The organism is Bacillus sp. DU-106, assembly GCF_004799705.1.
In the GTDB taxonomy this organism is placed as follows: Bacteria; Bacillota; Bacilli; order Bacillales; family Bacillaceae_G; genus Bacillus_A; species Bacillus_A cereus.
The window spans coordinates 3,257,190-3,282,959 of the sequence record NZ_CP026607.1 but is presented as its reverse complement, the minus strand read 5'-3'; the positions used below and the strand labels follow the sequence as shown (position 1 = coordinate 3,282,959).

Sequence of the window (25,770 nt, the reverse complement as noted above, 5' to 3'; positions counted from 1 at the left end):
AAGTGCGTTCTTTAAAAAAAGAATGAAACCATTCATAATAGCGTTTGTAGAGATTAAATATGTTTTTTAGAAGATAAAAGGGCCTTTTTATCGCACTATTATGATAGGAATTATAGGGAAGAGGGGAAACTCAATTGAATTCATATACAGCATCGTCTTCAGAAGTTCAGACGAATCGAAGAAGTATATTTGCGTTGTTAGCGTTAGCAATTAGTGCGTTCGGGATTGGGACAACTGAATTTGTTAGTGTCGGTTTATTACCATCTATTTCGGAAGATTTACATGTGTCGGTTACAACGGCTGATTTAACAGTTTCTTTATATGCGTTAGGCGTAGCGTTTGGGGCTCCAGTATTAACGTCATTAACAGCTAATATGTCACGAAAAACGTTATTAATGTGGATTATGATTATTTTCATTATTGGTAACGGAATCGCAGCGGTAGCAACAAGCTTCACTGTATTACTTATTGCGCGAATTATTTCTGCACTTTCGCATGGTGTGTTTATGTCAATTGGTTCAACAATTGCTGCGGCACTTGTCCCAGAAAATAAACGGGCTAGCGCGATTGCGATTATGTTTACTGGTGTAACAGTTGCAACTATTACAGGTGCACCAATTGGAACATTTATTGGTCAACAATTTGGCTGGAGAACATCATTTTTAGCAATTGTAGTAATTGGAATTATCGCCTTAATTGCAAATAGTATTCTCATTCCATCTAATATGAAAAAAGGTGCGTCTGTATCATTCCGCGATCAATTTAAACTGATTACGAACGGAAGACTGTTACTAGTTTTCATTATTACTGCATTAGGATATGGGGGAACATTCGTAACTTTTACGTATTTATCTCCGTTATTACAAGAGGTAACAGGATTTAAAGCAAATACGGTTACTATCATTTTATTAGTGTATGGAATCGCCATTGCGATAGGGAATGTGATTGGCGGAAAATTATCGAATCATAATCCAATTCGAGCGCTATTCTACATGTTCTTTATTCAAGCGATTATACTATTTGTTTTAACATTTACGGCACCATTTAAGGTAGCTGGGTTAATCACAATTATTTTAATGGGGCTATTCGCATTTATGAATGTTCCAGGGTTACAAGTATATGTCGTAATGTTAGCTGAACGATTTGTACCGAGTGCTGTCGATGTTGCATCGGCAATTAATATTGCGGCGTTTAATGCTGGGATTGCTCTTGGTGCTTATTTAGGCGGTATTGTAACGAACTCGTTAGGGTTAATTCATACAGCTTGGGTAGGCGGCATTATGGTAGTAGGTGCTGTTATTTTAACAGCATGGAGCATGACATTAGAAAAAAGAGATCAAGTAAAATAAAAGGAGAGAAAATAAAATGAAAAACTTACAAAGTAAAACAGTATTAAGTAATGGTGTGGAAATGCCTTGGTTTGGTTTAGGTGTATTTAAAGTAGAAGAAGGACCAGAACTTGTAGAAGCGATTAAATCAGCAATTAAAGCAGGATACCGCAGCATTGATACAGCTGCAATTTACGGAAATGAAGCAGCTGTAGGTGAGGGGATTCGTGCCGGTATTGAAACAACTGGTATTTCAAGAGAAGAATTATTTATTACTTCAAAAGTATGGAACGCAGATCAAGGATATGAAGAAACGATTGCTGCATACGAAGAGAGCTTAAAAAAATTAAAGCTAGATTATTTAGATTTATATCTTGTTCACTGGCCTGTAGAAGGGAAATATAAAGATACATGGAGAGCGTTAGAAACACTTTATAAAGAAAAGCGTGTACGTGCAATTGGCGTAAGTAATTTCCAAATTCACCATCTGCAAGATGTAATAAAAGATGCAGAAATTAAGCCGATGATCAACCAAGTAGAATACCATCCTCGTTTAACACAAAAAGAATTACAAGCTTTCTGTAAAGAACAAGGTATTCAAATGGAAGCATGGTCACCACTTATGCAAGGTCAATTATTAGATAATGAAACATTACAGGCTATTGCTGAGAAACATGGTAAAACAACAGCACAAGTGATTTTACGTTGGGACCTTCAAAATGAAGTGATCACAATTCCAAAATCAACGAAAGAGCACCGCATTATTGCAAATGCAGATGTATTTAACTTTGAATTAACGAAAGAAGATATGGAAAAAATCGATGCATTAAATCAAAATCACCGCGTTGGTCCAGATCCTGATAACTTTGATTTCTAATAGAAATGAGTAAAAAGAGTGCAAAAATTGCACTCTTTTTTTATTGAATAGACAATAAAATGTTTCTGTTTATATTATGACTTTTAAATTACTTTAGACGAGCTAAAGAACTGATTAACAGTATTAAAGTTTGACATAAAATAATGGATTCTATATTATATATGCTATAGCATGTAAATTACGATTTATTTAGAGGTGGCATATGGACTTATATGAGTTAACAGGACATCTTGTTCATCATACGGATGTGAAGTTAACAAATTATATAATGTAAGTTTTTAATCACATATTGCTTATAAAATTTATCCTTTGTATGCTATAGCATACAAAATACACCTCTTAACTTGTAATGTTCAAAATTTAAATAACATAGTAGAAAATTCATGAAGCGAGGAGATTTTAGTAATGGAAAAATTCATATTAGCGTTTGATAGAGAACTTGTAATTGCAGAAAAAAAAGACTCAACATGGAGCGTCCAATCGCAGTTTGTAGGTGCGAATCCGGTTGCGTTAGCTTCAGATCCATACGATCCAGAAAGAATGTATTGTGGTACCTTTGACAGGGGATTATGGAGAAGTAAAGATGGAGGAAGTTCATGGGAAGCGATTGGTGCGTTACCTTCCTTTGGTGAAGTGTTCCCAGCAAATGCTATTCATATGAGAGCTATTACAGCAGTTTCTGTATCTCCAGCGAAGGGGGATGACGGTAACGGGATTGTATATGTAGGAACTGAACCGAGCGCAATGTTCGTATCCAAAAATGGAGGAGACAGTTTTGAGCTGCTAACTGATTATCGACAAATGCCATCATATTCATCATGGTTCTTTCCTCAAAGAACATATACACACCATGTAAAACATATTGAAATTGATGCTAATAATCCAGAAACTATTTATACGACTATTGAGGTTGGGGGATTAATTAAAAGTGTAGATGGAGGTAAGACATGGACTGAGGAAAAAGAGGGGAACTATCCTCAAGATATTCACATTCTTACATCACATCGCAATGCCCCAAATCGTTTATACGGGGTGTTAGGTGATTCATTCTTGAAAGAACCAGGTCAAGAGTATGCGGAGAGTAATGATGGAGGTAAGACTTGGAACTATATGTGTAGTGGGCTAAAACATCATTACGCATATCAAATGGCAGTTAACCCAAATGATCCAGAAAATATTATTATCGCGACATCTTCAAATCCACACGTAGCGCATGATTACAATAATGGGAATTGTGAATCATATATTTATAAGAAAGAAAAAGATCAGCCTTGGGCGGAAATGAATGCAGGTTTACCAACTCCTAAAGGGACAATCATACCAGTATTAAAGGCAACAAGTGATGGAACGTTTTATCTGTTTAGCAATAAAGGAGTGTATCAGTCAGTAGACGGTGGTTCAAATTGGACATCATTAGAGATTCCTTGGGAGAATAGATTTATGGAACAACATCCTTATGAGATGTTAATTATTAAATAAGTGACAGGTATAGTTTTTACTACTATTCATTGGTAATGTTTAGTTGAATTTAAATTAAAAATGTAAAAAGCCAGGTAATGTGTGAAGTGACCCCTAAAAGTTAGACACGGTTATTTCATTAGGCAGCTTGATAAAAATGAGTCCGGTATTGCACCGGGCTCATTTTTAATTTTGCCTTTATCCGTTTTGTATTGTAATAATCTATATATTTTTCTAATTCTATTTTGAAGTGCTCTACACTTTCAAACTCTTTTATGTAGAGAAACTCAGACTTCATGATTCCAAAGAAATTCTCCATTACTGCGTTGTCATAACAGTTGCCTTTACGAGACATACTTTGTACGATACCTCTTTTTTGTAATGCGTGACGGTACTGTTTCATTTGATAATGCCACCCTTGATCTGAATGCATCATTAGTTGGTGATTTTCAGGTAAACCTTCTAATGCTGTCTCTAACATTTCTGAAACAAGTGAATACGTCGGTCTAGAGCCAATTGTATAGGTAATGATTTCACCATTATACAAGTCTAATACAGGTGATAAATAAAGTTTCTCACCGAATAATTTAAATTCTGTAATATCGGTTACCCATTTTTCATTTGGCGTATCTGCCGTAAATTTACGCTCTAAAATATGAGGTGCAATTTTACCAACTGTTCCTTTATAAGATTTATATTTTTTCATACGTACAAGACATTTTAAACCTAACTCTTTCATAATTCGTTGCACTTTTTTATGATTCACTATTTGATTACGATTGGCTAACTCATTACGAATACGACGATATCCATAACGACCTTCGTGTTCATCATAAATCGCTTTAATTTCTACTTTTAAATCGGCATCTGGATCGATTCTATCCATTTGTTTTACATAAAAATAATAGGTGCTTCGAGGGATATCCGCTAACTTTACTAATTCTTTCACTTGAAACTCATGCCTTAATTCATAGACTACTTGTGCCTTGTCTTGTTTGGTGATTTTTCCTTGTTTTGAACTAAGGCATTCAACTTTTTTAAATACGCATTTTCCATACGTAAGCGTTCTAATTCAGCTTGTAACGCTTCAACTGAACCTTCTGCCGGAATCTTTTTAGTATCATGTTTTGTGTTTTTATTTTTCATGGATGGACGCCCCTTTTTCTTTGGTTCAAGGGCATCTAAGCCACCTACTTCAAATTGCTTCTTCCATTGATAAACCGTTGTAAAAGAAGGAACCATGAATATAGCCGCTGTATCCATTAACGATATACCCGATTGAGCCATAAAATTTAGTACGTCTAGTTTAAACTCTGCGGTGTAATTTGTATAGACCTCGTGTAAACCTTCTTCTCCATGGAGTTCGTATAAGCGTAACCAGTATTGAAATTGTGCCTTTGTAATATGCATCTGTTTTGCATATTCTGCTTGAGAAATTATTTTCGGATTAAATCCTTGAACGAGCGTTAACTTTAAATCCTTCGTAAATTTTGTCATACAAAAAACTGCACCTCCAATTGTTAGACTGTGTCTAACAATTGGGGTGCAGTTCATGTGTTATTCATGCTACCTGGCTTTTTTGACCAGCAATTTAAGGTTATTTTCATATTTGTGTAAATATGAAACAAGCAGGATACATGAATAGAGAATGGGTAAAATAATACCGAATGATCACTAGATTGTATCAATGATGCTATAAGTGTTTTTTTAGGGAAACTGAAGCAAGAAGCAGTGGTTTAGATTCAGAATGACTAGCAATTGGTGTTATGGTGTTCAATGGTTCAAAAATGAACTCATTTCAACTCACATTATCTTCGCAATGTATCATTTTGAAGAATATTAAAACTTAGGAGGAAATGAATTATGACAAAAGATTTCTATACTGCACTGAAAGAAAGACGTACTTACTATGGAATTAACAAAGAGGTACAAGTATCGGATGAAAAAATTAAAGAAATTGTGGAGTTTGCTGTGAAATATACTCCATCAGCTTTCAATTCTCAAACTGCGCGATTAGTTGTATTATTTGGTGAAGCTCATGATAAATTATGGGATATTACAACTGAAACATTAAGAAAAGTAGTTGGAGATGGAGATTTCTCAGGAACGCAACAAAAAATGGATTCTTTTAAAGCTGGTTATGGAACAGTACTATTCTTTGAAGATGAGGCTATCGTTAAATCGCTTCAAGAAAAATTTGCTGCATATGCTGAAAACTTCCCAATTTGGTCACACCAAGCATCAGGTATGCACCAATTAGTCGTGTGGACAGGTTTAGAAGCAGAGGGATTAGGGGCATCTTTACAACATTATAATCCATTAATTGACGATGAGGTAAAACAAGAATGGAATGTCCCTGCTAATTGGAAGCTAATTGCACAAATGCCATTTGGTAATCCAACAGCTGCACCAGGTGAAAAAGAATTCCAACCACTTGAAGAGCGTGTGAAATTTCATAAGTAATATTCAAATGCAATAAAATGGAAATTTAATTAGTGGTGGTCTTACTGTCCGCAAATAGCGGGATAAGCTAACTGTATTGCGAAAATAAAACTGTTTAGTTACAAAAATTCTATTCATTATTTCTGTTAATCGAGTATGTATTAATAAAAGTTGTTAAAAACACTATTTTAATCTTTAAAGGAACAAGGTGATCGTTTTGATCACCTTGTTTCATTTCTTAAATTTTATTTTATTCATTCAAAAACGCTAGCTTTTCATAAATGTTTGAAAAACTAGCGTTTTAATTATAGATATTTGTAATTTGATTACTTAAAACTATATACGAAAAAGCTTTTATGCTATTCCTCAAGTTTTACCCATTCCTGTGACCACTCTTCTATTCCACGAATAATGGATTCTAAAGCAAATCCTTTTTGAGTTAAAGAATATTCTATACGAACTGGTGTCTCAGGAAAGACTTTACGTTCGACAATTCCTTCTAGTTCTAATTCTTTCAATCTTTCTGAAAGTAATCTTCCGCTAACAGGAAGAGAAGATTCAAGCGTACAAAAGCGCTGAGATCCAGAAAAAAGTTGGTAAATAATTAGTGCTGTCCATCGTTGGCTAAAAAATTTCATTCCTTTTTCAAAGCGAGGGCATAATGTAGAATCATTCATTTTCCTTCACCTCCTAAAATAAATTATATAACATCTTACTATTAGTAACAAATGTTTTTATAATTAATTACTTGACGTAAATTAATTACGAATGTATACTCACTTACATAAAGTAACTAAGTTGTTTTATGTAACTAAAACTCTTTTCTTTAAATGGCCAAAGTTGTAATGATACATATTGCATATAAGCTGAGAGAAAAAAGAATATCATCTGTAAAAACACTTACGTTGTGTAAGTTAAACAATAAAAAATATAACAATGGAAGAGAATTTTTAGAGATTCTCAATACTAGGAGGTACCTAATGGTTACAACAGATACAATTCATATGTTAGAAGATAAAATTCAATTTATACATCAAGATGGAAAGGATATTTATTTAGTAGGACCTATCAAATTGCCAATTAATTTATATGGAGAGACTAAAATTTTCCAATGGTATTCTTGGTTACAATGTAGTGAGGTTACAAATAGTGTAGAAGGAATTATCGAAAAACTCTCATCTATTAATTTAGCTGATATGCAGCAATCTAGTGTGCTTGTATATGGTGATTTTGAGAATTCTGAAGATGCCCTAATTCGTATGCATAGTATTTGTCACACCGGTGATATCTTTGGTAGTAAACGTTGTGACTGTGGATTCCAATTAAAGCAGTCTTTACAAATGATTACAGAACATGGTTCAGGTGCTTTATTTTACTTAGCGAATCATGAAGGAAGAGGAATTGGTTTGTTTAGTAAAGCAATGACGTACCTCTTGCAAGAGAATGGGTTAGATACAGTAGAAGCTAATCTGAACCTAGGCTTTGAAGATGATGTTCGAAACTATGATGATACAATTGAAGTATTAAAAGCGCTACGCTCAAAACCTGTAAAACTTATTACAAATAATCCGAAAAAATTAGAAGCGTTACAAAAAGCTGGATTAAATGTTACGAGTCGTGAACCGTTATGGGGTGATATCTCAGAGTTTAATGAGAAATATTTGCAAACGAAGATTCAGCGTTCTGGACATTTTGAAGGGGGACACTTACATGCTTGAGCATGAATTGTATATGAAGCTAGCACTAGAAAATGCCAAGGCTATGAAGGGACAAACGACTCCAAATCCATTGGTTGGATCTGTAATTGTAAATGATAATCGAATTGTAGGGGTCGGAGCACATATGAAGGCCGGAGAACCACATGCCGAAATACATGCGATACGTATGGCTGGAGAACAGGCACGTGGTGCTACAATCTATGTAACTCTTGAACCTTGTTCTCATTATGGTAGAACAGGGCCTTGTGCTGAAGCAATTGTACAAGCAGGAATTAAGAAGGTAGTAGTTGCTACACTTGATCCAAACCCGCTTGTTTCTGGACGTGGAATTAAAATTCTACAAGATGCAGGTATTGAAGTACTTGTAGGAGTGTGTGAAGAAGAATCTAAAAAAATGAATGAAGTCTTTAATAAATATATTTTGACAAAGCGTCCATTTGTAACGATTAAATCAGGAGTTACATTAGACGGGAAAATCGCTACGTCTTCATCGGATAGTAAGTGGATTACATCTACAGAAGCAAGACAAGAAGTACACCAAATACGAAACGAAAATGCGGCTATTTTAGTAGGAGCGAATACTGTTCAAAAGGATAATCCATCATTGACAACGCGTATTCCAAATGGACGAAATCCAATTCGAATAATATTGGACTCGACATTACGCATACCGATGGAAGCTAACGTTGTTACAGATGGAGAAGCTCCTACCTGGATATTTACAACAAGTAATCATGCAGCGAAAAAAAAGAAAGCATTAGAAAATGCAGGAGTTAAAGTATTTGTTACTAGCGGAGAAAAGCATATAAACTTACATGAAATGCTTGATGTTTTAGGGCAAAAAGGAGTTTCCTCCCTGCTTATTGAAGGTGGTGGAGAGGTAAATGCTTCGTTTATTGAAAATAAATTGATGGATAAACTTATATTATATGTCGCACCAAAAATTATTGGGGGCAGATTGGCGCCTAGCTTTGTAGGGGGGACTGGTATTACTAAAATGCAAGATGCAATTGAATTTAAGGATATATCATTTACCCAGGTTGGAAAAGATTATAGATTTATTGGCTATCCAGAATATCGGAAAATATAAGGAGAATAAAAGCTACTTATATTTTCCGATAAATGGATGGCAGAAAGGAGCGATGAAGAGTGAAGTTTGGATTTGATATCGATGATACATTAATTGATTTAAGGCAGCATGCTTTTCATTTATATAATAAGAAATTAAACAAAAAAGTAGGATTGGATGTATTTCATTCTTTAAAAACAATTGAAATTCATGAAGCATTTGGCATGAATTCGGAGGAAGGCAGTCATATGTGGAATAGTTTGCTGGATGAGATTTATTATACTTCTTGTTCACCGTTTCCATATGCAGTAGAGACATTACAAGAATTAGAAAGACAGGGACATGAAATATACTATATAACAGCTCGGCCTAAAGAGCATGGAGAGCAAACAAAAAAATGGTTAATAGAAAAAGGTTTTCCGGTACATGAAGATCGCTTTTTCTATGGAATGAAAGATGAAGAAAAAATACACTTCATACAAGAAATGAAATTAAACTATTTCTTTGATGATAAGCCAGCTGTCTTAGAAACGTTAATAGGAAAGCCAATAAAAGTGTATGCAAAAACTACTTCTTACAATCAACATCTCAATATCCCGCGTATTACAAGTTGGACAGAGTTAGGAGATATTATAAAGAAAGAAATGTGAGGATTTAACTGGCAAATCAAATAGAGCTAAGAGTATATTGAGTGTTACAATTTTAGAGGAAAGACATAGGTGTTATGTCTTTCCTTATTTTTTAATACTATCGTTTTTATTAGTGCGATGTGCTAGGAGTACTTCTAATAGAGAGGAAATAGAAAAATGAGCAATAAGAAAAATATTTTTAAGCTAGTCTTGTATAGCAGTGTAATTTATATATCAATGATGGGTTCCCCTGGTGCCACAATATTTTTGGATATTTTGGATGAGAAGTTTAAGAATTAATAGGGTTTGTTCATAATCATGAATTTTTGGAAAACCAAAATTACAATGTTAGGTTATTTTGAATCAGTAGTGGATGATATGCAAAATTGCATATCACAAAATAAACATCGTAATTTTTGGATTCTTGGTATAAAATACATTACTTAAACTATATATTAGAATGGAGAAAGTGAATTGGGATTATTAAGAAACAGTAAGGTTGGTACAAAACTAAACATATTAATAACTATATCAAGTATTGCATGTATAGTATTATCCCTAATAGGGTTTTGGGGATTAGAAAGAGGGAAAAGTACTTCCTCTAATATGTATGAGGATAATTTACTACCAATTGAGTGGATTGGTATTGTAGAATCTAATTTTTATCATGTTAATATGAACTTTATGGAAATTATGGTATCAAAAGATGAAAAAAGAATGAATGAATTAATAAGAGAAATGGACGGAATTCGTCAGGAAAATGATCATCTTTTAAAGCAGTTTGAGGCTAAAGTTATTTCTACTAAAGAAAAAGAATTATATAACACGTTTTATGAAACATTTAATGAATTAAGAACTCAAATGAAGAAAGCGCAAGAATTAGGGAAATCTAATAATGAGGAAGCATATGCATATTACCTAAAAGAGATTGAACCTAATATGCAAAAATCAATAAAATCAATTCGGGAATTGATTTTATATAATAGTAATAATGCAGAGCTTTTACAGAAGGAAAATAATAATAGTGCTCAAAATACAATGATAATGTTTATAAGTATTTCGCTTTTAGCAATTTTGATAATTATATTAATTGGATATATTATTAAATTAACTATCCGAAAACCACTTGTGTTACTACAAAATGATATGGAAAAAGTAGCAGCTGGAGATTTAACAACACGTACTCCTTATAAAGCAAATAATGAATTAGGGCATATTGTTCAGTCTTTTAATAGTATGTTAGATAACCTTCAACAATTAATTGCGAATGTTAAGATGACAACACAAGAGGTTATTTCTACTACGGAGGGCGTATTACAAGATACAAATCGAGCGTCTAGTATTTCAAATGAGGTTGTACAGACTGTTTTAGAAGTAAAAACAAAAATAGAAGGACAGGTAACTAGTATTCAGGAGAGCTCATCCTCAATGGAAGAAATTACAACAGGGGTGCAAACTGTAGCTGAATCTTCAGCAGTAGTCGCTGAGGTAGCAGTAACAACTACAGAACGAATAAATATCGGTAGTGAAGTGATAAATCACTCTATTCTTCAAATGAATAGTGTGCATGATGTTGTCGAGGAAACATCAAAAGTAATAAATAAACTTGTTACACGTACACAACAGATTGATACAGCTCTCGCTGCAATTACTAATATTGCCGAACAAACGAATCTTCTTGCCTTAAATGCCGCTATTGAAGCGGCACGTGCTGGAGAGAATGGGAAAGGATTTGCAGTGGTTGCCGCAGAAGTTCGAGACTTGGCTGAGCAATCTAAAGAATCTGCAAAGGAAGTGAATCATTTAATAAAATCCATTCAACAAGATACTCAAGATACAGTTAATGTCATGCGAAAAGGCCAACAGAAGGCAGTAGAAGGAAAAGAAGCTGCCCACAAAGCGAATCAAACCTTCTTGTCTATTATGAGAGATATTGATAAGATTACAAGTCAAATTCAAGAAGTATCCGCAGCGACAGAAGAGATGTCTGCTGGTACAGAAGAAGTAAATGCTTCTCTTTCGCTAGTTTCTGAAACTGCAACGGATGTAAAAAAAGAGACTCTTCAAACAGTAAAATCAATTCAATCACAAGCTGTATCAATTGAACAAATATCAATTCAATCTAACAAAATGAAAGAAAAGGTGGAAGAATTAACGGAACTGGTTTCAAAATTTAATATTACAGAATAAGATAATTTATTCAATTACAAATGTAATAACATGTATGAAAACACATGAAGACTTAAGGGGCTTCGTGTGTTTTTTTATTGAATAATGTATGAAATAATATTGGATCATTTCACGGTATTTCAAAAATTTCGGTTTTATATCCATATATGCAAAATTACATATATTTAATGATTGATAATCATGAGCTAATGTAACTATAATAATTACACTAATAAGTAACTTACTGACGACAGTTATAAGTAAAGAAGGAGGGTTTTATTGTATTTTGTATATAAAAAATAGAAAAGGAGATATGTAAATGAAAAGGCTACTTGTTATAGGCATCATGTATACAATGTTTTTCCTCATAGGAAATATACACTTACATGCTGATGAACGAACAAATGTAAAAGAAATTACTAGTTTAGAAGAGCCTACTTGGATATTTCAGGCGGGCATAAGTAAGGGTAAATATCACGATCGACAAGATTTAGGATTTATTTTGCAGAGAAATACACCATTAAAGGTAAGACAAACGAATCCTAATTTTAAAGACAAATTAACATTACGTTTATTGTCTAATGACTCTAAAAATGAAAAATCCATACAAGTAGGAAATGAATGGATTACCATTCAAGGTGATACGCCTTTAGTTCCTTTCATAGATACTCCGTATGGTGAAGAGCACGCTGTACTTGAGTACCAACTAGGGAATGAAAGTGCTACTAAACCTCTTCCGATTTATAAACAACAAGGAAGTGTATCTCAATTTTTTAGTACATGGGATCAATTTGATGGAGAGTATGCGTTAATTCAAGGGGAGAGTTTTCAATTATTTGTACCTAAAAAAGATAAAGAGTTAGTAAGATCTTTAAAAGATTTTCAATCGTTGGATGAGTTAATTGCATATTATGAAGATATTTTTGCGATGTATGATTCAATTATTGGTTTAGATGGCTCAACGGTTGAAAATAAAAAAAGTCAAAATCGTTATTTCTTAAAAGCAGATATATCTGGTGCTGGCGGTGCCTATTATGGCGCAAATTGGACAGCCAATAGTACAGATAGTACAAAGATGTGGTTAGATAAACTAAGTTGGGGAACTTTACATGAAATCGCTCATGGATACCAAGCTGGTTTTGATAATCAAGGAATATTTACAGGAGAAGTTTCTAATAATCTATTTGGTGTTCAATATCAATATAGTAAATACGGCAAAAAAGCAGATCAAGTTGGTTGGTTATTTAATTTTGGGAAGAAGGAACAGGTAGAACGGAATTTATACAATGCTTTAATGAAAGAAAATAAAAATTATGATGATTTAGATTTGCGACAAAAACTTATTCTTTTAACGATGGCGAAACAAAAAGCTGGCGATGAAGCTTTTGCAAAAATGTATCAAGGTTATCGAAAACTAGCTAGTAATGCTGCTTTTAAAAAAGGTGACCATTCTTTACCAGATTTAATGAATCAGTATTATAGCGAGAATGTACAAGTTGATTTTACACCCGTTTTTGAAAGATGGGGCTTTAAGCTTAATCATAAACAAATAGAGATGAATAGGGCGAAAGGTTATCCGGCAGTTACTTCTTTAGCGTATATAGTGCCTGAATCACAATTAGCTAAGGCGAGAGCTCTAGTTGATCCTGATATTCCGATAAACTCTAACTTTGAAATAGTTACGAATCAGCAAATTGCTTCACTTGGGTTAAAAGGGAATTTGCATATCCATTTAAATACAAATGAAATAGATACATTGAAAGGAAGAAAGATTAAATTAAAAGAAGGGAATACAGTTGTTCAAGAAAAAACAATTGAAACAGCAGATATCAATTTACAAGACGTACCAAATGGGGTTTATACGGTTGAAATTTCAGGTGAGAAAATGGATAGAATGTATCATTTCCGTTCGTATTATGCCTATGTAAAGGAAAAGGATAATAGTCTAACGATTGATGTTAACGAAATGAAAGTGAGCAATTTGGTAAATGAAACGATTCAATTCCTAGGATTAGGAGATGATCAGTTTGCCGAATTAAATACAGACTTAGAGCAAAAGCGGGCTGTTTTTACGGTTACTACTAAAACGCCTCATAGCTATTATGCAGATGAAAAATACGCATCAATAGAGGTGTTTAATGAGAAAGGTGAAAAAATTTATACGAAGGAAATGGAAGGGACAAATGTAACGATTGTAAAAGATACTATTCCACTAAAAGAAGGATATAAAATTAAAATCTATCATGATGAAATAAAAAAACGATTAACTAGTAAAGCTACTATTATTAATCCTATGAATAAAACGAATGAATTTATAATGACAAAATGGGGACTGAAAAATACTTATTTAAAAAATAATCCAGAAGAAAATCTTATGAAAAGAATTGATGAAGAAATGGAAGAAATTATAAGTAATCCGGTTTTAAAAGAGATACCAATGCAAAAATTAGAAATGAAAAAGAATGTGTGGATGGCGATAAATATGTTATCAGAACCACAAAAAATAACGTATATAAATAAATATAAAGATAGCTTATATAATGAGTAATTTTTGAGGAATGAAATGAATCTAAAAGTAAAGACGCAATCTATCTATATTATGAGGAATCACAATTCATAAACAGTAGATAAACATAGATAGTTTGAAATATCTATGTTTCCAATTTTGAAAAAACATTTATTTAACTTAATAATAAGATTATAAAGGAGTAAGAATATGAATAATTTCGTAAAGGTAGGTTTAACTACAGGAGTGGTGTTATCGGCGATTATGCCCTATGGAGGAGTGCATGCGGAAACAGAAGATTTAAAAGTGGACACAAAGGAGGATACGTTCCGAACAGGTAATTTAACAGCACCTTCTCAAAATTCGGCAGAAAATGTAGCAAAGGATGCACTAAAAGGAAAAACAGAACAAGCATTATCATCAAAGCAAGTTAATACGGAATCCAAAGTTAATTATAATGTTACGCAAAGTCGTAAATCTTATGATGGTACTACATTGGTACGTCTTCAACAAACGTATGAAGGACGTGATGTATACGGATATCAACTAACAGCACATATTAATGATGATGGTGTACTTACGAGCGTTTCGGGGGATAGTGCCCAAGATCTACAACAACAGGAAGATTTGAAACAACCTATTACTTTATCAGAAGAGGATGCAAAGAAACAGCTTTTCAACATCTATGGAAATGATCTTACATTTATTGAAGAACCAGAAATTAAACAAGTAGTATATGTAGATGAAAATACAAATAAAGCTACAAACGCATATCAAATTACTTTTAGTGCATCTACACCTGAATATGTATCTGGTACAGTATTAATTGATGCTTTTGGTGGTAATCTATTAAAAGAACTCGTTCAAAAATTAGGTATACAAGTAGATAGTAGTATTGTCCAATCTGCGACAGTAAATAAATCACAAGATCCTTCAAAATTAACAGGTACAGGAAAAGATGACTTAGGTATTAATCGTACGTTTGGAATTACGCAGCGAAGTGATGGAACGTACATGCTTGCAGATTATTCTCGTGGTAAGGGAATTGAAACATATACTGCTAATTATAAAGATTATAATAATTATAGAAGAAATGTATGGGGTTATCTCGATGATTTAGTAACAAGTAATTCTACAAATTTTACAGATCCTAAAGCAGTTAGTGCCCATTATTTAGCAACGAAAGTATATGATTTTTATCAAGAAAAATATGGCCGTAACAGCTTTGATAATAACGGACAAAAAGTAATTTCTGTCGTTCATGGTTGGAACACAAATGGTACGAATAAAGGGAATCCTAAGCAGTGGTTTAATGCATTTAGTAATGGGGCTATGCTGGTATACGGAGATCCAATTGTTAGAGCATTTGATGTGGCAGGACATGAATTTACACACGCGGTTACAAGAAATGAGTCTGGACTTGAGTATGCAGGAGAAGCTGGTGCAATTAATGAGGCTCTATCTGATATTTTAGGAGTAGCAGTTGAAAAGTATGCTAATAACGGAAAGTTCAATTGGACAATGGGAGAACAATCAGGTCGTATTTTTAGAGATATGAAAAACCCATCATCTATCTCTTCTAGATATCCGGAGGACTATAGACATTATAATAACTTACCTATTGATGCTGACCACGATCATGGTGGTGTACACACGAACTCTAGCATTATTAATAAAGTAGCTTACTTGATTGCTAGTGGTGGAAACCATAATGGAGTAAACGTACATGGCATTGGAGAAGATAAAATGTTTGATATTTTCTATTATGCAAATACGGATGAATTAAATATGACTTCTAACTTTAAAGAATTAAAAGAAGCTTGTATTCGTGTAGCAACGAACTTATATGGTAAAGACTCATTAGAAGTACAAGCTGTCCAACAAGCCTTTAAAGCAGCTTATATTTAATAATATTGCGATGAATTATAAACCCTTTTATTTTAATATAGTGATTAATTTGTGTGTATAGGCAAAAACCTTGTAGAATTTTTCTGCAAGGTTTTTTTAGAATTTTATTTTACAAATGTGTTATATGGTTTTTAGTTAATTAGGATAAAAATAATCCTATAACTGTATGTAAGAATGTGTGATTTTACAACCTTTTCTATGATAAAAAAAGATACTACTTTAGCAAATATAAGGAGTTAGAAATTATAGTTTATAGGGCACTTTTTTGTTCCTATGGAACTTTAAAGTGCGTAATTTTCTTTATCGTTAATATATATCATAATGGTATTTATTAGTTGGTTTTAGCTTTACTCTGCTGTTGATGTGATTTTTTAACATGACAATGATTAGAATCAGAATTATCGAGTAGATCTAAATGATAATAATTTCGATTTTTAATTCCGTACAGAGTCCAATAGCTACATAATTTTCGTTTATACTCTTTCGAAAAAAGGGTGGATCTGCTTATTTTCTGTTAAAGATAAGAGAAGTGAACCACAATATAAACGTAATTATTTATTCCAACGTAAGTTAATCATGTAGCACATGAATTTGGAGGGATCTATATGCATATGCAATTAAAAGGAAAAACAGCACTGGTTACTGGATCTACGGCAGGGATTGGAAAAGCAATTGCCACTTCATTAGTAGCGGAAGGAGCTACTGTACTTATTAATGGACGCCGTGAAGAAAATGTTAATCAAACGATAAACGAAATTCGAGCGCAGTATCCGGATGCTATTCTTCAACCTGTAGTAGCTGATTTAGGAACAGAACAAGGGTGCCAAAATGTGATTGAAAAGTACCCTGAAGTAGACATTCTTATTAACAACTTAGGGATTTTTGAACCTGTAGAATATTTTGATATCCCTGATGAAGATTGGTTTAAATTGTTTGAAGTCAATATTATGAGTGGTGTTCGACTTACTCGCTCGTACTTGAAAAAAATGATTGAAAGAAAAGAAGGAAGAGTCATCTTTATTGCTAGCGAAGCAGCTATTATGCCATCTCAAGAAATGGCTCACTATAGTGCGACTAAAACGATGCAACTCTCACTTTCTCGCAGTTTAGCTGAGCTGACGACAGGAACGAATGTGACTGTTAATACTATAATGCCTGGTTCGACTTTAACGGAAGGAGTGGAGACTATGTTAAATAGTCTTTATCCTAATGAGCAATTGACAATAGAAGAAGCTGAGAAGCGATTTATGAAAGAGAATCGACCAACCTCTATTATTCAAAGACTTATTCGACCAGAAGAAATTGCCAATCTTGTCACGTTCTTAAGCAGCCCACTTTCTTCAGCAATTAATGGTTCCGCGTTGCGAATAGACGGGGGATTAGTACGTAGTGTGTTTTAAAAAATTAAAAACAACATAATATTCTGTTGAAGGTAAAGATGGTAAGGCAAATGAGTTGTATTTTATCTATTAATGGAAATATATAAAAAGCAAATTGCGACATGCAAACAGCCGAATTTTCTACTATAAGAAAAATTCGGCTGTTCTTTTTTTACTTGTTGTAAAGGATGGAAAGCTTTTAAGATTGTGGCACGCCTCTTAAGACAAAGATAAGGCGAAGCAATCCCGCTGTTATTTGTATTATTTAGTGAAAGTTACCAAACGTTTTTCAACACTATTTTCCCAATTGCTTTATTTGACTCCAAATATTCATGTGCTTGTGCAACTTCATCAAACGTAAAAGTTTTAGAATCTAGCAATGGTCGAAGGTGTCCTTCTTCTACTATTTGCGTTAGTTTAGTTAAAATTTCCCCGCAAGCGTCACGTTTATCTGTATGTAATATTTTTAACGCCATAAAAGTAACGTGCAGAGAGAGTCCTTTTGCGTGTAAAGGAGAGAGGTCATGGGTTGAACGAGCTGCAATTGTTACGACAGTTCCGTTGACCGCAGCAGCTTCAAAAGAATGATCAAGATTCTTGCCGCCTACTGTATCAAATATAACTTCAAATCCGTTTCCGTTCGTATGTTTTTGTACATATTCTTGAACAGATTCTTCTTTATAATTAATAGCTATGTCGGCTCCTAGACGATGGGCGATGTCTATTTTGCTTTGCTGAGAAGCGGTTGTAAAAACTTTAGCGCCTGCCCATTTAGCTAGTTGAATGGCTACGTGTCCTACGCCACCAGTAGCTCCATGAATGAGAATATTTTGACCAGGTTTAATATTTGCACGATCAAATAAAGATTCCCAAGCTGTAATTGCAACTAATGGTAGAGCAGCAGCTGCTTCCATTGTTAAATTTTTAGGTTTGTGAGCAATTAATCGTGCATCAGCAAGCATAAATTCTGCAAGTGCACCTCCAGTTTCTTTAAAACCTCCGGCACATCCGTATACTTCATCCCCACATTTAAATTTCGAAACACCTTCTCCTACTTCAATAACAATACCAGCTACATCGCCGTGTAATATAGCTGGAAACTCAGGAGCGACTGCTGAAACGGCACCACTACGCATTTTTGTATCGATTGGATTTACACTTGTTGCTTTTACATCGATTAGAACATGACCTGGTAAAAGTTTTGGTTTTGAAACTTCTTCTAATTGAAATACAGATGAACCCCCAAAAGAATGGATAATTTGTGCTTTCATAGTTTATACCTCCTGTTTGTGGTTATAGCATAGCAAAGTACGAAAAATAAGTATAATATTTTGAATTTGGTTAGTAACAATTTTATATAAAGAAAGGGAAAGTACGTGAAATAATGAAACGTATTTGCAAAAGCAACAGTAAAGCTTTTTGAAGAAAGGGTAGATGTTATTTTTGCAGCATGATTTATTATTACTCACTTAGTATAGGTACTTTAAAGTGCCTACATCACTTTAAAGTACGTACTGTTATTCATGTTATGGCCGATTTATAATAACACTCGTAGCACAAAGAAAGTTATAACGATTACAATCGGCAACAATGTGGTGTTGCAGTGTTGCTTATAAATTTTGAGAAGAAATATGAAAAGTATAGGTTTATATGAATGAGGGAAAGTGAGTGAAACACATGGAAAAGTTTGCGAACCATTTTGGATATAATCGTATGTTTGCGAAAGATCAACTTACGTTAGGAGTTCACATTCCGATTGAAAATTATCAGTTTCATGCTCCAACGATGGAAAAACAAGTAGAGTTAGTACAAAAAGCGGAACAATACGGTTTTACAGGTGTATGGCTTCGCGATGTATTGCTGCAAGACCCTGATTTTGGTGATCCTGCAACAGGTCAAATTTACGATATGATGATTTATTTGACGTATTTAGCAAGCAAGACAGAGAAAATCGCATTTGGAACGTCGGCAACAGTGTTGTCACTTCGTCATCCATTGCGTGTAGCAAAAGAAATTGCTACATTAGATCAACTATTTCCAGAAAGAATTATGCTTGGCGTTTCATCCGGTGACAGACGTGCCGATTTCAAAGCGTTAGGTGTTAGTCATGAAACACGAGGTGAAAAGTTTAGAGAAGCATTTGCTTACTTGGAAGAAATTTTGTATAAAAACTTCCCGTCTATCCAGTCGACACTAGGAGAAGTTCATGGTGCGAATTTAGTTCCAAAACCGTCTAAACGTGTTCCAACCTTTATTACAGGTTTTAGTCAGCAAAATATGGAATGGTTTGCTGAACATGGAGATGGATGGATGTATTATCCACGTAGTCCGGTGCATCAGGCGGGAGCAATTGGACAATGGAGAGAACTAGTAGAGGATTATCATCCAGATGTATTCAAACCATTTATACAACCGATGCATTTAGATTTATCTGAAGATCCAAATGAACGTCCTACACCGATACGTTTAGGTTACCGTACAGGGCGTAAGGCACTAATTGAATTACTTGATATATATAAAAGTATTGGTGTGAATCATTTATTCCTTGCTCTATTTGATGGTCAACGTCCAGCTGACGAAGTATTGGATGAGCTAGGAGAAGAAGTGCTACCGCATTTCTCAGCCTTGTAAAGGAGTGAAAAGAATGAAAGCAATAGGACTTATGCAATATGGAGATAAAAGTGTACTACAAGAGATTGAAATGCAGACACCGCTATTGGAAGACAACGATGTACTGATTGAAGTATATGCAGCTGGTGTAAATCCTGTGGATTGGAAAATACGTGAGGGTTTACTTCAAGACGTAATTTCTTATGACTTCCCGCTCGTTTTAGGATGGGATGTTGCAGGTGTAGTTGCTGCTATAGGAAAAAACGTAACAGTATGTAAAGTGGGGGATGAAGTATATAGTCGTCCAGATATTGAACGAAATGGTACGTATGCAGAGTACGTGGCAGTAGATGAGAAGTATGTAGCGAAAAAACCGAGAAATCTATCTTTTGAGGAAGCGGCGTCAATCCCTCTAGTAGGTTTGACAAGTTGGCAAAGTTTAGTGAAATTCGCTAATGTTCAAAAGGGTAATAAGGTTTTAATTCATGCTGGATCTGGCGGGATAGGTACGTTTGCTATTCAACTAGCGAAAAGTTTCGGTGCACATGTTGCAACTACGACTAGTACGAAAAACATGCAATTTGTAAAGGATCTAGGCGCTGATACTGTCGTCGATTACAAAACGGAAGACTTTTCTTTGCTTTTGCATAATTACAATATTGTATTTGATGTGTTAGGTGGGGATGTACTAAAGAATAGTTATAAAGTACTTGCACCAAATGGAAAGTTAGCGTCTATTTATGGTCCGAAAGGTATGAAAATTCCGCAAACCGAGATATCAAGAGAGAAAAATATTGAGAGTGACCATATATTTACTGAACCTAACGGATATGAACTTTCTCTTATTACAGAATTAATTGAGAGCGGGAAGATTAAACCTGTTGTCACGCATGTGTTGCCTTTACATGTAGAAGGTGTAAAAAAAGCACACCACATAAGTGAGTCAGAACGTGCTCTTGGGAAAATTGTATTGAAGAAACATTGGTAAAGTATGAGGTTTTAGAGACAGTATTGTGCTAAGTAGCGAATGAACTTATATATTCTATTCTAGCAATTGTTTTAAAAGGGAGAGAACAAATGGATTCAATGACATTTCTTTTACCCCGCATTAACAGGCAGTAAGACCCCCACCTCAAAATTCAGCGATATCATAGAAGTTAGGTGGGGGCAACTGCCTGTAAAAGCCCGATTGGTTCAACTAATAATCAGTGGGGATGAACAAAACCCCCACTGATTAAAGTTTCACTTTATCCGGAGCGACAGGGGATTTAGCGAAACGCAAAATTTATCCTGCTTTATATAAGCTATTTAGTAATCAAAATATACCACAATCTATTTCGATTATCGGTATCGGCAGAAGGGTAATGTCAGATGTGGAATTTCAAACAAAGGTAGAACAATCCCTTGCTACATTTTCTAGAAGATCTACTGATGATAAATTAGGAGTAGAAGAATTTATTAGCACATTTCGTTATTGTCAATTAAATACAGCGAATATAGAGGACTATCAAGATTTGTTGCGTCTTGTAAAGAGGCGTGAAACAGAATTAAACATTCCTGAAAACCGCATGTTTTACCTATCTGTTATACCAGAAGTATTTGATGTCATTGCTTTAAATATTAAGGAAAGTGGATTGTGGGCTACAAAAGGATTGAACCGTCTTATTATAGAGAAGCCTTTTGGTTATCATGTAACGTCTGCTCGTGAGTTTAATAGAAAAATGATTGAAGATTTTGATGAAACTGACATTTGTTATATCAATCATTATCTTTGAAAATGAATGGTAATTAGGAATACACTTAGAAAAGCATTACGAAATAAATAGTATGTAATGCAAGACATTTTTATTGACGATAATAATTTATATGGTTAATATACTAGACATAAGATTATTTAATTACTAAAAGTAATCGGATATACATTTGTTTGTTGAGTTCGATAAATAAGTAATCTGTGGTAGAAGTGCTTTGAATTGCCACTATTAATATTGGGGACAATTAGAAAGCGAAAGGTATAAAAGGAATTGGAATTTGATAACTCTTTGTTTTTTTTATAAAAACAGGGGCTTCTGTACAATTCATTTTTAAAATATTGACAAGGATTATACAACAAGAGGGGGACTGAAATTGGAATCAATGACCTTTGTTTTATTTGGAGCGACAGGGGACTTAGCGAAACGCAAAATTTACCCCGCACTATATAACTTATATAGAGATCAAAAGCTTCCAAAGCAAATATCCGTTATCGGGCTTGGGAGACGTCAAGTATCTCATGTGGATTTTCAAGAAAGAATAAAAGAATCAATAGAGACGTTTTCCCGTCATAGAGAAGAAGGTACTCCAGAACTCGAAGTTTTTTTAGATAACTTTCGCTATTGTCCATTAGATGTGAGTAAGCCGGAAGACTATGAGAGATTATTACAAGTCGTTCGTGAAAGGGAAGAAGAGCTACATATAAAAGGTAATAGAATGTTCTATCTTTCCGTTGCTCCTGAATTTTTCGAGACGATTGCTTTAAATATTAAGGAAAGCGGACTTGATAAAACGGATGGATGGAAACGCCTAATGATTGAGAAACCGTTTGGGCACGACCTTGCATCTGCTCGTGAGCTGAATGATAAACTTAGTCGCACGTTTGAAGAAGACGAGATATACCGTATTGATCATTATTTAGGTAAACCGATGATTCAAAATCTTGAAGCACTAGAATTTGCAAATCCTGTTCTCCAGTCTATTTGGAATAAAGAACATATAGCGAACGTACAAATCACAGCTAGTGAAACAGTTGGGGTTGAAGAAAGAGCAGGATATTATGATCAGGCAGGAGCCATTCGAGATATGGTTCAAAATCATATGTTACAAATATTAATGATGACTGCTATGAATCTGCCGGAAAAGGTTAATGCATGTGAAATTCGAGAGGAAAAGCGAAAGGTAATGGAGACGCTTCGTAAAGTGAAAAAAGAAGACGTTCAAAACCATATCGTTCGCGGTCAATACGTTTCAGGAGAAATAAAAGGCGGACAAGTTGTAGCGTATAAAGAGGAGCCAGGAGTAAATCCTTCTTCTAACATAGACACATTTGTTGCTGCTCGCCTGTGGATCGATAATCCATTTTGGACTGGCGTTCCATTTTATATACGAACAGGAAAACGAATGAAAGAAAAGTCTACTCGTATTGTAATCGAATTTAAAAATACGTTAAAACAGCAATATCAAGATAGTAATCCAAATGCAGCACCTAACTTATTAATAATTGAAATTAGTCCAGGTGAGAACGTTTCATTACAGTTAAATAGTAAAAATCCATTGAAAAATGGAGAAATTGAACCGATGCGTATTAACTTTACTTGTGAGCAAGCGGATGTGGGAGTACCTGAAGCGTATGAAAGACTCATTCATGATGCGGTGAGTGGAGACGCTACATTCTTTGCACATTGGAGAGAAGTTGAATTGTCATGGGAATGGGTACAACCAATTCTTGAAGCATTCGAGGAGAACTTATTACCACTTCATGAATATGAGTCTGGTTCATATGGTCCAGATGCGTCTAATGAATTATTGCAAGAAAGTGGATTTAAATGGTGGTTAGATCAAGAGACGGAAAAATAAGTACTTTCTTTCATGAAAGCATGTAGGGGGACGATTACTATGACACAAAACATAAATCAATTAGCAGTGAATACAATTCGTACATTATCAATTGATGCTATTAATGCGGCAAATTCAGGTCATCCAGGTCTTCCGATGGGAGCAGCACCGATGGCTTATGCATTATGGGCGAATCATTTAAATCACAATCCTAATCATCCGAAATGGTTTAACCGTGATCGATTCGTTTTATCAGCGGGACACGGATCGAGCCTACTGTATAGCTTACTTCATTTAGCTGGATATGACGTTTCAATTGATGACTTGAAAAACTTCAGAAAGTTAAATAGTAAAACACCAGGACATCCTGAGTTTGGTCATACTCCTGGAGTTGAAGCGACGACAGGCCCGTTAGGACAAGGGATTGCTAATGCTGTCGGAATGGCAATGGCAGAAGCTCATTTAGCAGCGAAGTTCAATAAGGATGGTCACTCTATTATAGATCACAATACGTACGCATTAGTCGGAGATGGTGACTTAATGGAGGGTGTCGCTTATGAAGCGATGTCAATGGCAGGACATATGAAACTTGGCAAGTTAATTGTACTGTATGATTCAAATGAAATTTCACTTGATGGTGAATTAGGCATTGCTTTCTCTGAAGATATTCAGAAAAGGGCAGAATCTGTACATTGGCAATATGTAAGAGTTGAAGATGGAAACGATGTCGATGCTATTACAAAAGCTATTCAATCAGCGAAAGAAAATACGGATCAACCTACTCTTATAGAAATTAGAACTATTATAGGGTATGGAAGTCCAAAAGTTGCTGGAACGAACAAAGCACATGGTAATCCGCTTGGAGTAGAAGAGGCAACAGCGACAAAACAAGTGTATGGTTGGGGTTACGAGGAAGATTTCTTTGTACCTGAAGAAGTAAAAGCTCATTTTAATGAACTGAAACAAAAAGGTATTGAAAAAGAAAATGACTGGAATGAGCAGTTCAATTCATACAGAGAGTCGAACCCTGCACTAGCAGATGAATTAGAAAAAGCGATTACAGGTGATGTTTTAATTGAAGCGAAAGACATTCTATCCTTTGATATTGAAAAAACGATTTCCACTCGTGTTGCAAGTGGGGAAGCTATTAATCATTATGTGAAATCGATTCCTTCTATTTTCGGTGGAAGTGCGGATCTTTCTCATTCTACGATGACAGATATAAAAGGTGAAGCAGTATATGCAGTAGAATCATATGCCGGACGAAATATATACTTCGGTGTACGTGAACACGCAATGGGCGCGGCAGCGAATGGACTGGCTCTCCATGGAGGAGTAAAACCTTTCGTAAGTACATTCTTTGTATTTAATGATTACCTTCGTCCATCGATTCGACTGGCTGCACTGCAAAAGTTACCTGTTACTTACGTATTTACACATGATTCGATTGCTGTAGGAGAAGATGGTCCAACGCATGAACCAATTGAACAATTGGCAGCGCTTCGAGCAATTCCTGGTCTAACAGTTATCCGTCCGTCAGATGCAAATGAAACAGCAAGTGCTTGGGCGTATGCTTTACAGCAACCGGATGGTCCAGTCGTTTTAGTACTGAGCCGTCAAAATTTACCGGTGTTTAATGAAACGAAAGCGAACATAGAGAATCTCTCTAAAGGAGCTTACGTATTAACACAAACGAATGAAAATCCGGATGTAATTTTAATTGCGACAGGTTCTGAAGTATCCTTAGCTACTAGTGCGAAAGCAAAATTAGAAGAAGATCAAGTTTCTGTTCGCATCGTTGCAATGCCGAGCTGGGAGTTATTCGATCGCCAATCGAACGAATATAAAGAATCCGTTCTTCCGTCTTCTATAACGAAACGAGTATCTCTTGAAATGGGTGTATCTCTAGGTTGGGAACGTTATGTAGGACAAGAAGGAAAAGTACTATCAATTGAAACATTTGGAGCTTCAGGAACTGGAGCTGAAGTCATGAATCTATTTGGATTTACGACAGAAAATGTTGTTCAAATTACAAAAAATGTGTTGAATTCTTAAGCTATGACTGTGAATACCTTTCTGTACATAC

At 34.7% G+C, this 25,770-nt stretch carries 18 protein-coding genes and 1 pseudogene; 16 read left to right on the top strand and 3 right to left on the bottom strand.

From position 1 onward, the window contains the following. The first annotated feature begins 134 nt into the window (after positions 1 to 134). From C3Y97_RS16725 to C3Y97_RS16715, 3 genes are all read left to right on the top strand, one after another. On the top strand, positions 135 to 1,349 hold the full coding sequence (locus tag C3Y97_RS16725; RefSeq protein ID WP_136363536.1) for an MFS transporter: 1,215 nt from the start codon (positions 135 to 137) through the stop codon (positions 1,347 to 1,349). Between the two features lie 16 nt (positions 1,350 to 1,365). Then, positions 1,366 to 2,205 (top strand): aldo/keto reductase, encoded by an 840-nt coding sequence (locus C3Y97_RS16720; RefSeq protein ID WP_000793565.1) that lies wholly within the window; start codon positions 1,366 to 1,368, stop codon positions 2,203 to 2,205. Between the two features lie 405 nt (positions 2,206 to 2,610). Further along, positions 2,611 to 3,684 (top strand): WD40/YVTN/BNR-like repeat-containing protein, encoded by a 1,074-nt coding sequence (locus C3Y97_RS16715; RefSeq protein ID WP_000410432.1) that lies wholly within the window; start codon positions 2,611 to 2,613, stop codon positions 3,682 to 3,684. Between the two features lie 118 nt (positions 3,685 to 3,802). Here the strand turns inward: C3Y97_RS16715 and C3Y97_RS16710 are convergent. Beyond that, positions 3,803 to 5,160 (bottom strand): IS3-like element ISBce18 family transposase gene (locus C3Y97_RS16710; RefSeq protein WP_127063940.1). Its coding sequence is split into 2 segments (ribosomal slippage): positions 3,803 to 4,704 and positions 4,704 to 5,160, totalling 1,359 coding nucleotides; the frame shifts between segments, so codons are not numbered across the junction. Between the two features lie 366 nt (positions 5,161 to 5,526). Here C3Y97_RS16710 and C3Y97_RS16705 point away from each other — a divergent pair. Continuing rightward, positions 5,527 to 6,126, top strand: coding sequence for a nitroreductase family protein (locus C3Y97_RS16705; protein ID WP_000158938.1), 600 nt, complete (start codon positions 5,527 to 5,529; stop codon positions 6,124 to 6,126). Between the two features lie 338 nt (positions 6,127 to 6,464). Here C3Y97_RS16705 and C3Y97_RS16700 read toward each other — a convergent pair whose 3' ends face one another. Next, the gene (locus tag C3Y97_RS16700) at positions 6,465 to 6,782 is read right to left on the bottom strand and encodes a winged helix-turn-helix transcriptional regulator (protein WP_016124968.1); all 318 of its coding nucleotides are present in this window, start codon (positions 6,780 to 6,782) and stop codon (positions 6,465 to 6,467) included. Between the two features lie 303 nt (positions 6,783 to 7,085). Between C3Y97_RS16700 and C3Y97_RS16695 the strand changes: the two genes are divergently transcribed. From C3Y97_RS16695 to C3Y97_RS16665, 7 genes are all read left to right on the top strand, one after another. Next, the gene (locus tag C3Y97_RS16695; protein WP_000258857.1) at positions 7,086 to 7,823 is read left to right on the top strand and encodes a GTP cyclohydrolase II; all 738 of its coding nucleotides are present in this window, start codon (positions 7,086 to 7,088) and stop codon (positions 7,821 to 7,823) included. Further along, entirely contained in the window at positions 7,816 to 8,913 is a 1,098-nt protein-coding gene (gene ribD, locus C3Y97_RS16690; protein ID WP_069355980.1) for a bifunctional diaminohydroxyphosphoribosylaminopyrimidine deaminase/5-amino-6-(5-phosphoribosylamino)uracil reductase RibD, read from the top strand. Before C3Y97_RS16695 ends, ribD begins: the two co-directional genes overlap by 8 nt. 59 nt (positions 8,914 to 8,972) lie before the next feature. Continuing rightward, on the top strand, positions 8,973 to 9,542 hold the full coding sequence (locus C3Y97_RS16685; protein WP_000668221.1) for a 5' nucleotidase, NT5C type: 570 nt from the start codon (positions 8,973 to 8,975) through the stop codon (positions 9,540 to 9,542). A 453-nt stretch (positions 9,543 to 9,995) separates the two neighbouring features. Next, positions 9,996 to 11,711, top strand: a complete 1,716-nt coding sequence (locus C3Y97_RS16680) for a methyl-accepting chemotaxis protein (RefSeq protein WP_136363535.1) — start codon at positions 9,996 to 9,998, stop codon at positions 11,709 to 11,711. A 298-nt stretch (positions 11,712 to 12,009) separates the two neighbouring features. Next, complete coding sequence (locus C3Y97_RS16675) at positions 12,010 to 14,238, top strand: putative mucin/carbohydrate-binding domain-containing protein (protein WP_136363534.1); 2,229 nt, start codon at positions 12,010 to 12,012, stop codon at positions 14,236 to 14,238. 168 nt (positions 14,239 to 14,406) lie between these two features. Next, a complete protein-coding gene (locus C3Y97_RS16670) occupies positions 14,407 to 16,104 on the top strand; it encodes a M4 family metallopeptidase (protein WP_136363533.1) in 1,698 nt (565 codons plus the stop codon). A gap of 605 nt (positions 16,105 to 16,709) precedes the next feature. Next, entirely contained in the window at positions 16,710 to 17,504 is a 795-nt protein-coding gene (locus C3Y97_RS16665; RefSeq protein WP_000551092.1) for an SDR family NAD(P)-dependent oxidoreductase, read from the top strand. Between the two features lie 254 nt (positions 17,505 to 17,758). Here C3Y97_RS16665 and C3Y97_RS16660 read toward each other — a convergent pair whose 3' ends face one another. After that, positions 17,759 to 18,754 (bottom strand): zinc-dependent alcohol dehydrogenase family protein, encoded by a 996-nt coding sequence (locus C3Y97_RS16660; protein WP_000647270.1) that lies wholly within the window; start codon positions 18,752 to 18,754, stop codon positions 17,759 to 17,761. Between the two features lie 406 nt (positions 18,755 to 19,160). Between C3Y97_RS16660 and C3Y97_RS16655 the strand changes: the two genes are divergently transcribed. The 5 genes and pseudogenes from C3Y97_RS16655 (at position 19,161) to tkt (ending at position 25,739) form a co-directional block, all read left to right on the top strand. After that, positions 19,161 to 20,114, top strand: a complete 954-nt coding sequence (locus C3Y97_RS16655; protein ID WP_136363532.1) for an LLM class oxidoreductase — start codon at positions 19,161 to 19,163, stop codon at positions 20,112 to 20,114. Between the two features lie 13 nt (positions 20,115 to 20,127). Further along, complete coding sequence (locus tag C3Y97_RS16650) at positions 20,128 to 21,081, top strand: NADP-dependent oxidoreductase (protein ID WP_000643793.1); 954 nt, start codon at positions 20,128 to 20,130, stop codon at positions 21,079 to 21,081. Positions 21,082 to 21,331: 250 nt separating this feature from the next. Continuing rightward, positions 21,332 to 21,868 (top strand): annotated as a pseudogene (locus C3Y97_RS16640) (glucose-6-phosphate dehydrogenase); the annotation flags it as partial. A gap of 352 nt (positions 21,869 to 22,220) precedes the next feature. Further along, the gene (gene zwf / locus C3Y97_RS16635; protein WP_000445365.1) at positions 22,221 to 23,705 is read left to right on the top strand and encodes a glucose-6-phosphate dehydrogenase; all 1,485 of its coding nucleotides are present in this window, start codon (positions 22,221 to 22,223) and stop codon (positions 23,703 to 23,705) included. Positions 23,706 to 23,744: 39 nt separating this feature from the next. Further along, positions 23,745 to 25,739, top strand: a complete 1,995-nt coding sequence (gene tkt / locus C3Y97_RS16630; protein WP_000193011.1) for a transketolase — start codon at positions 23,745 to 23,747, stop codon at positions 25,737 to 25,739. Positions 25,740 to 25,770 lie beyond the last annotated feature (31 nt).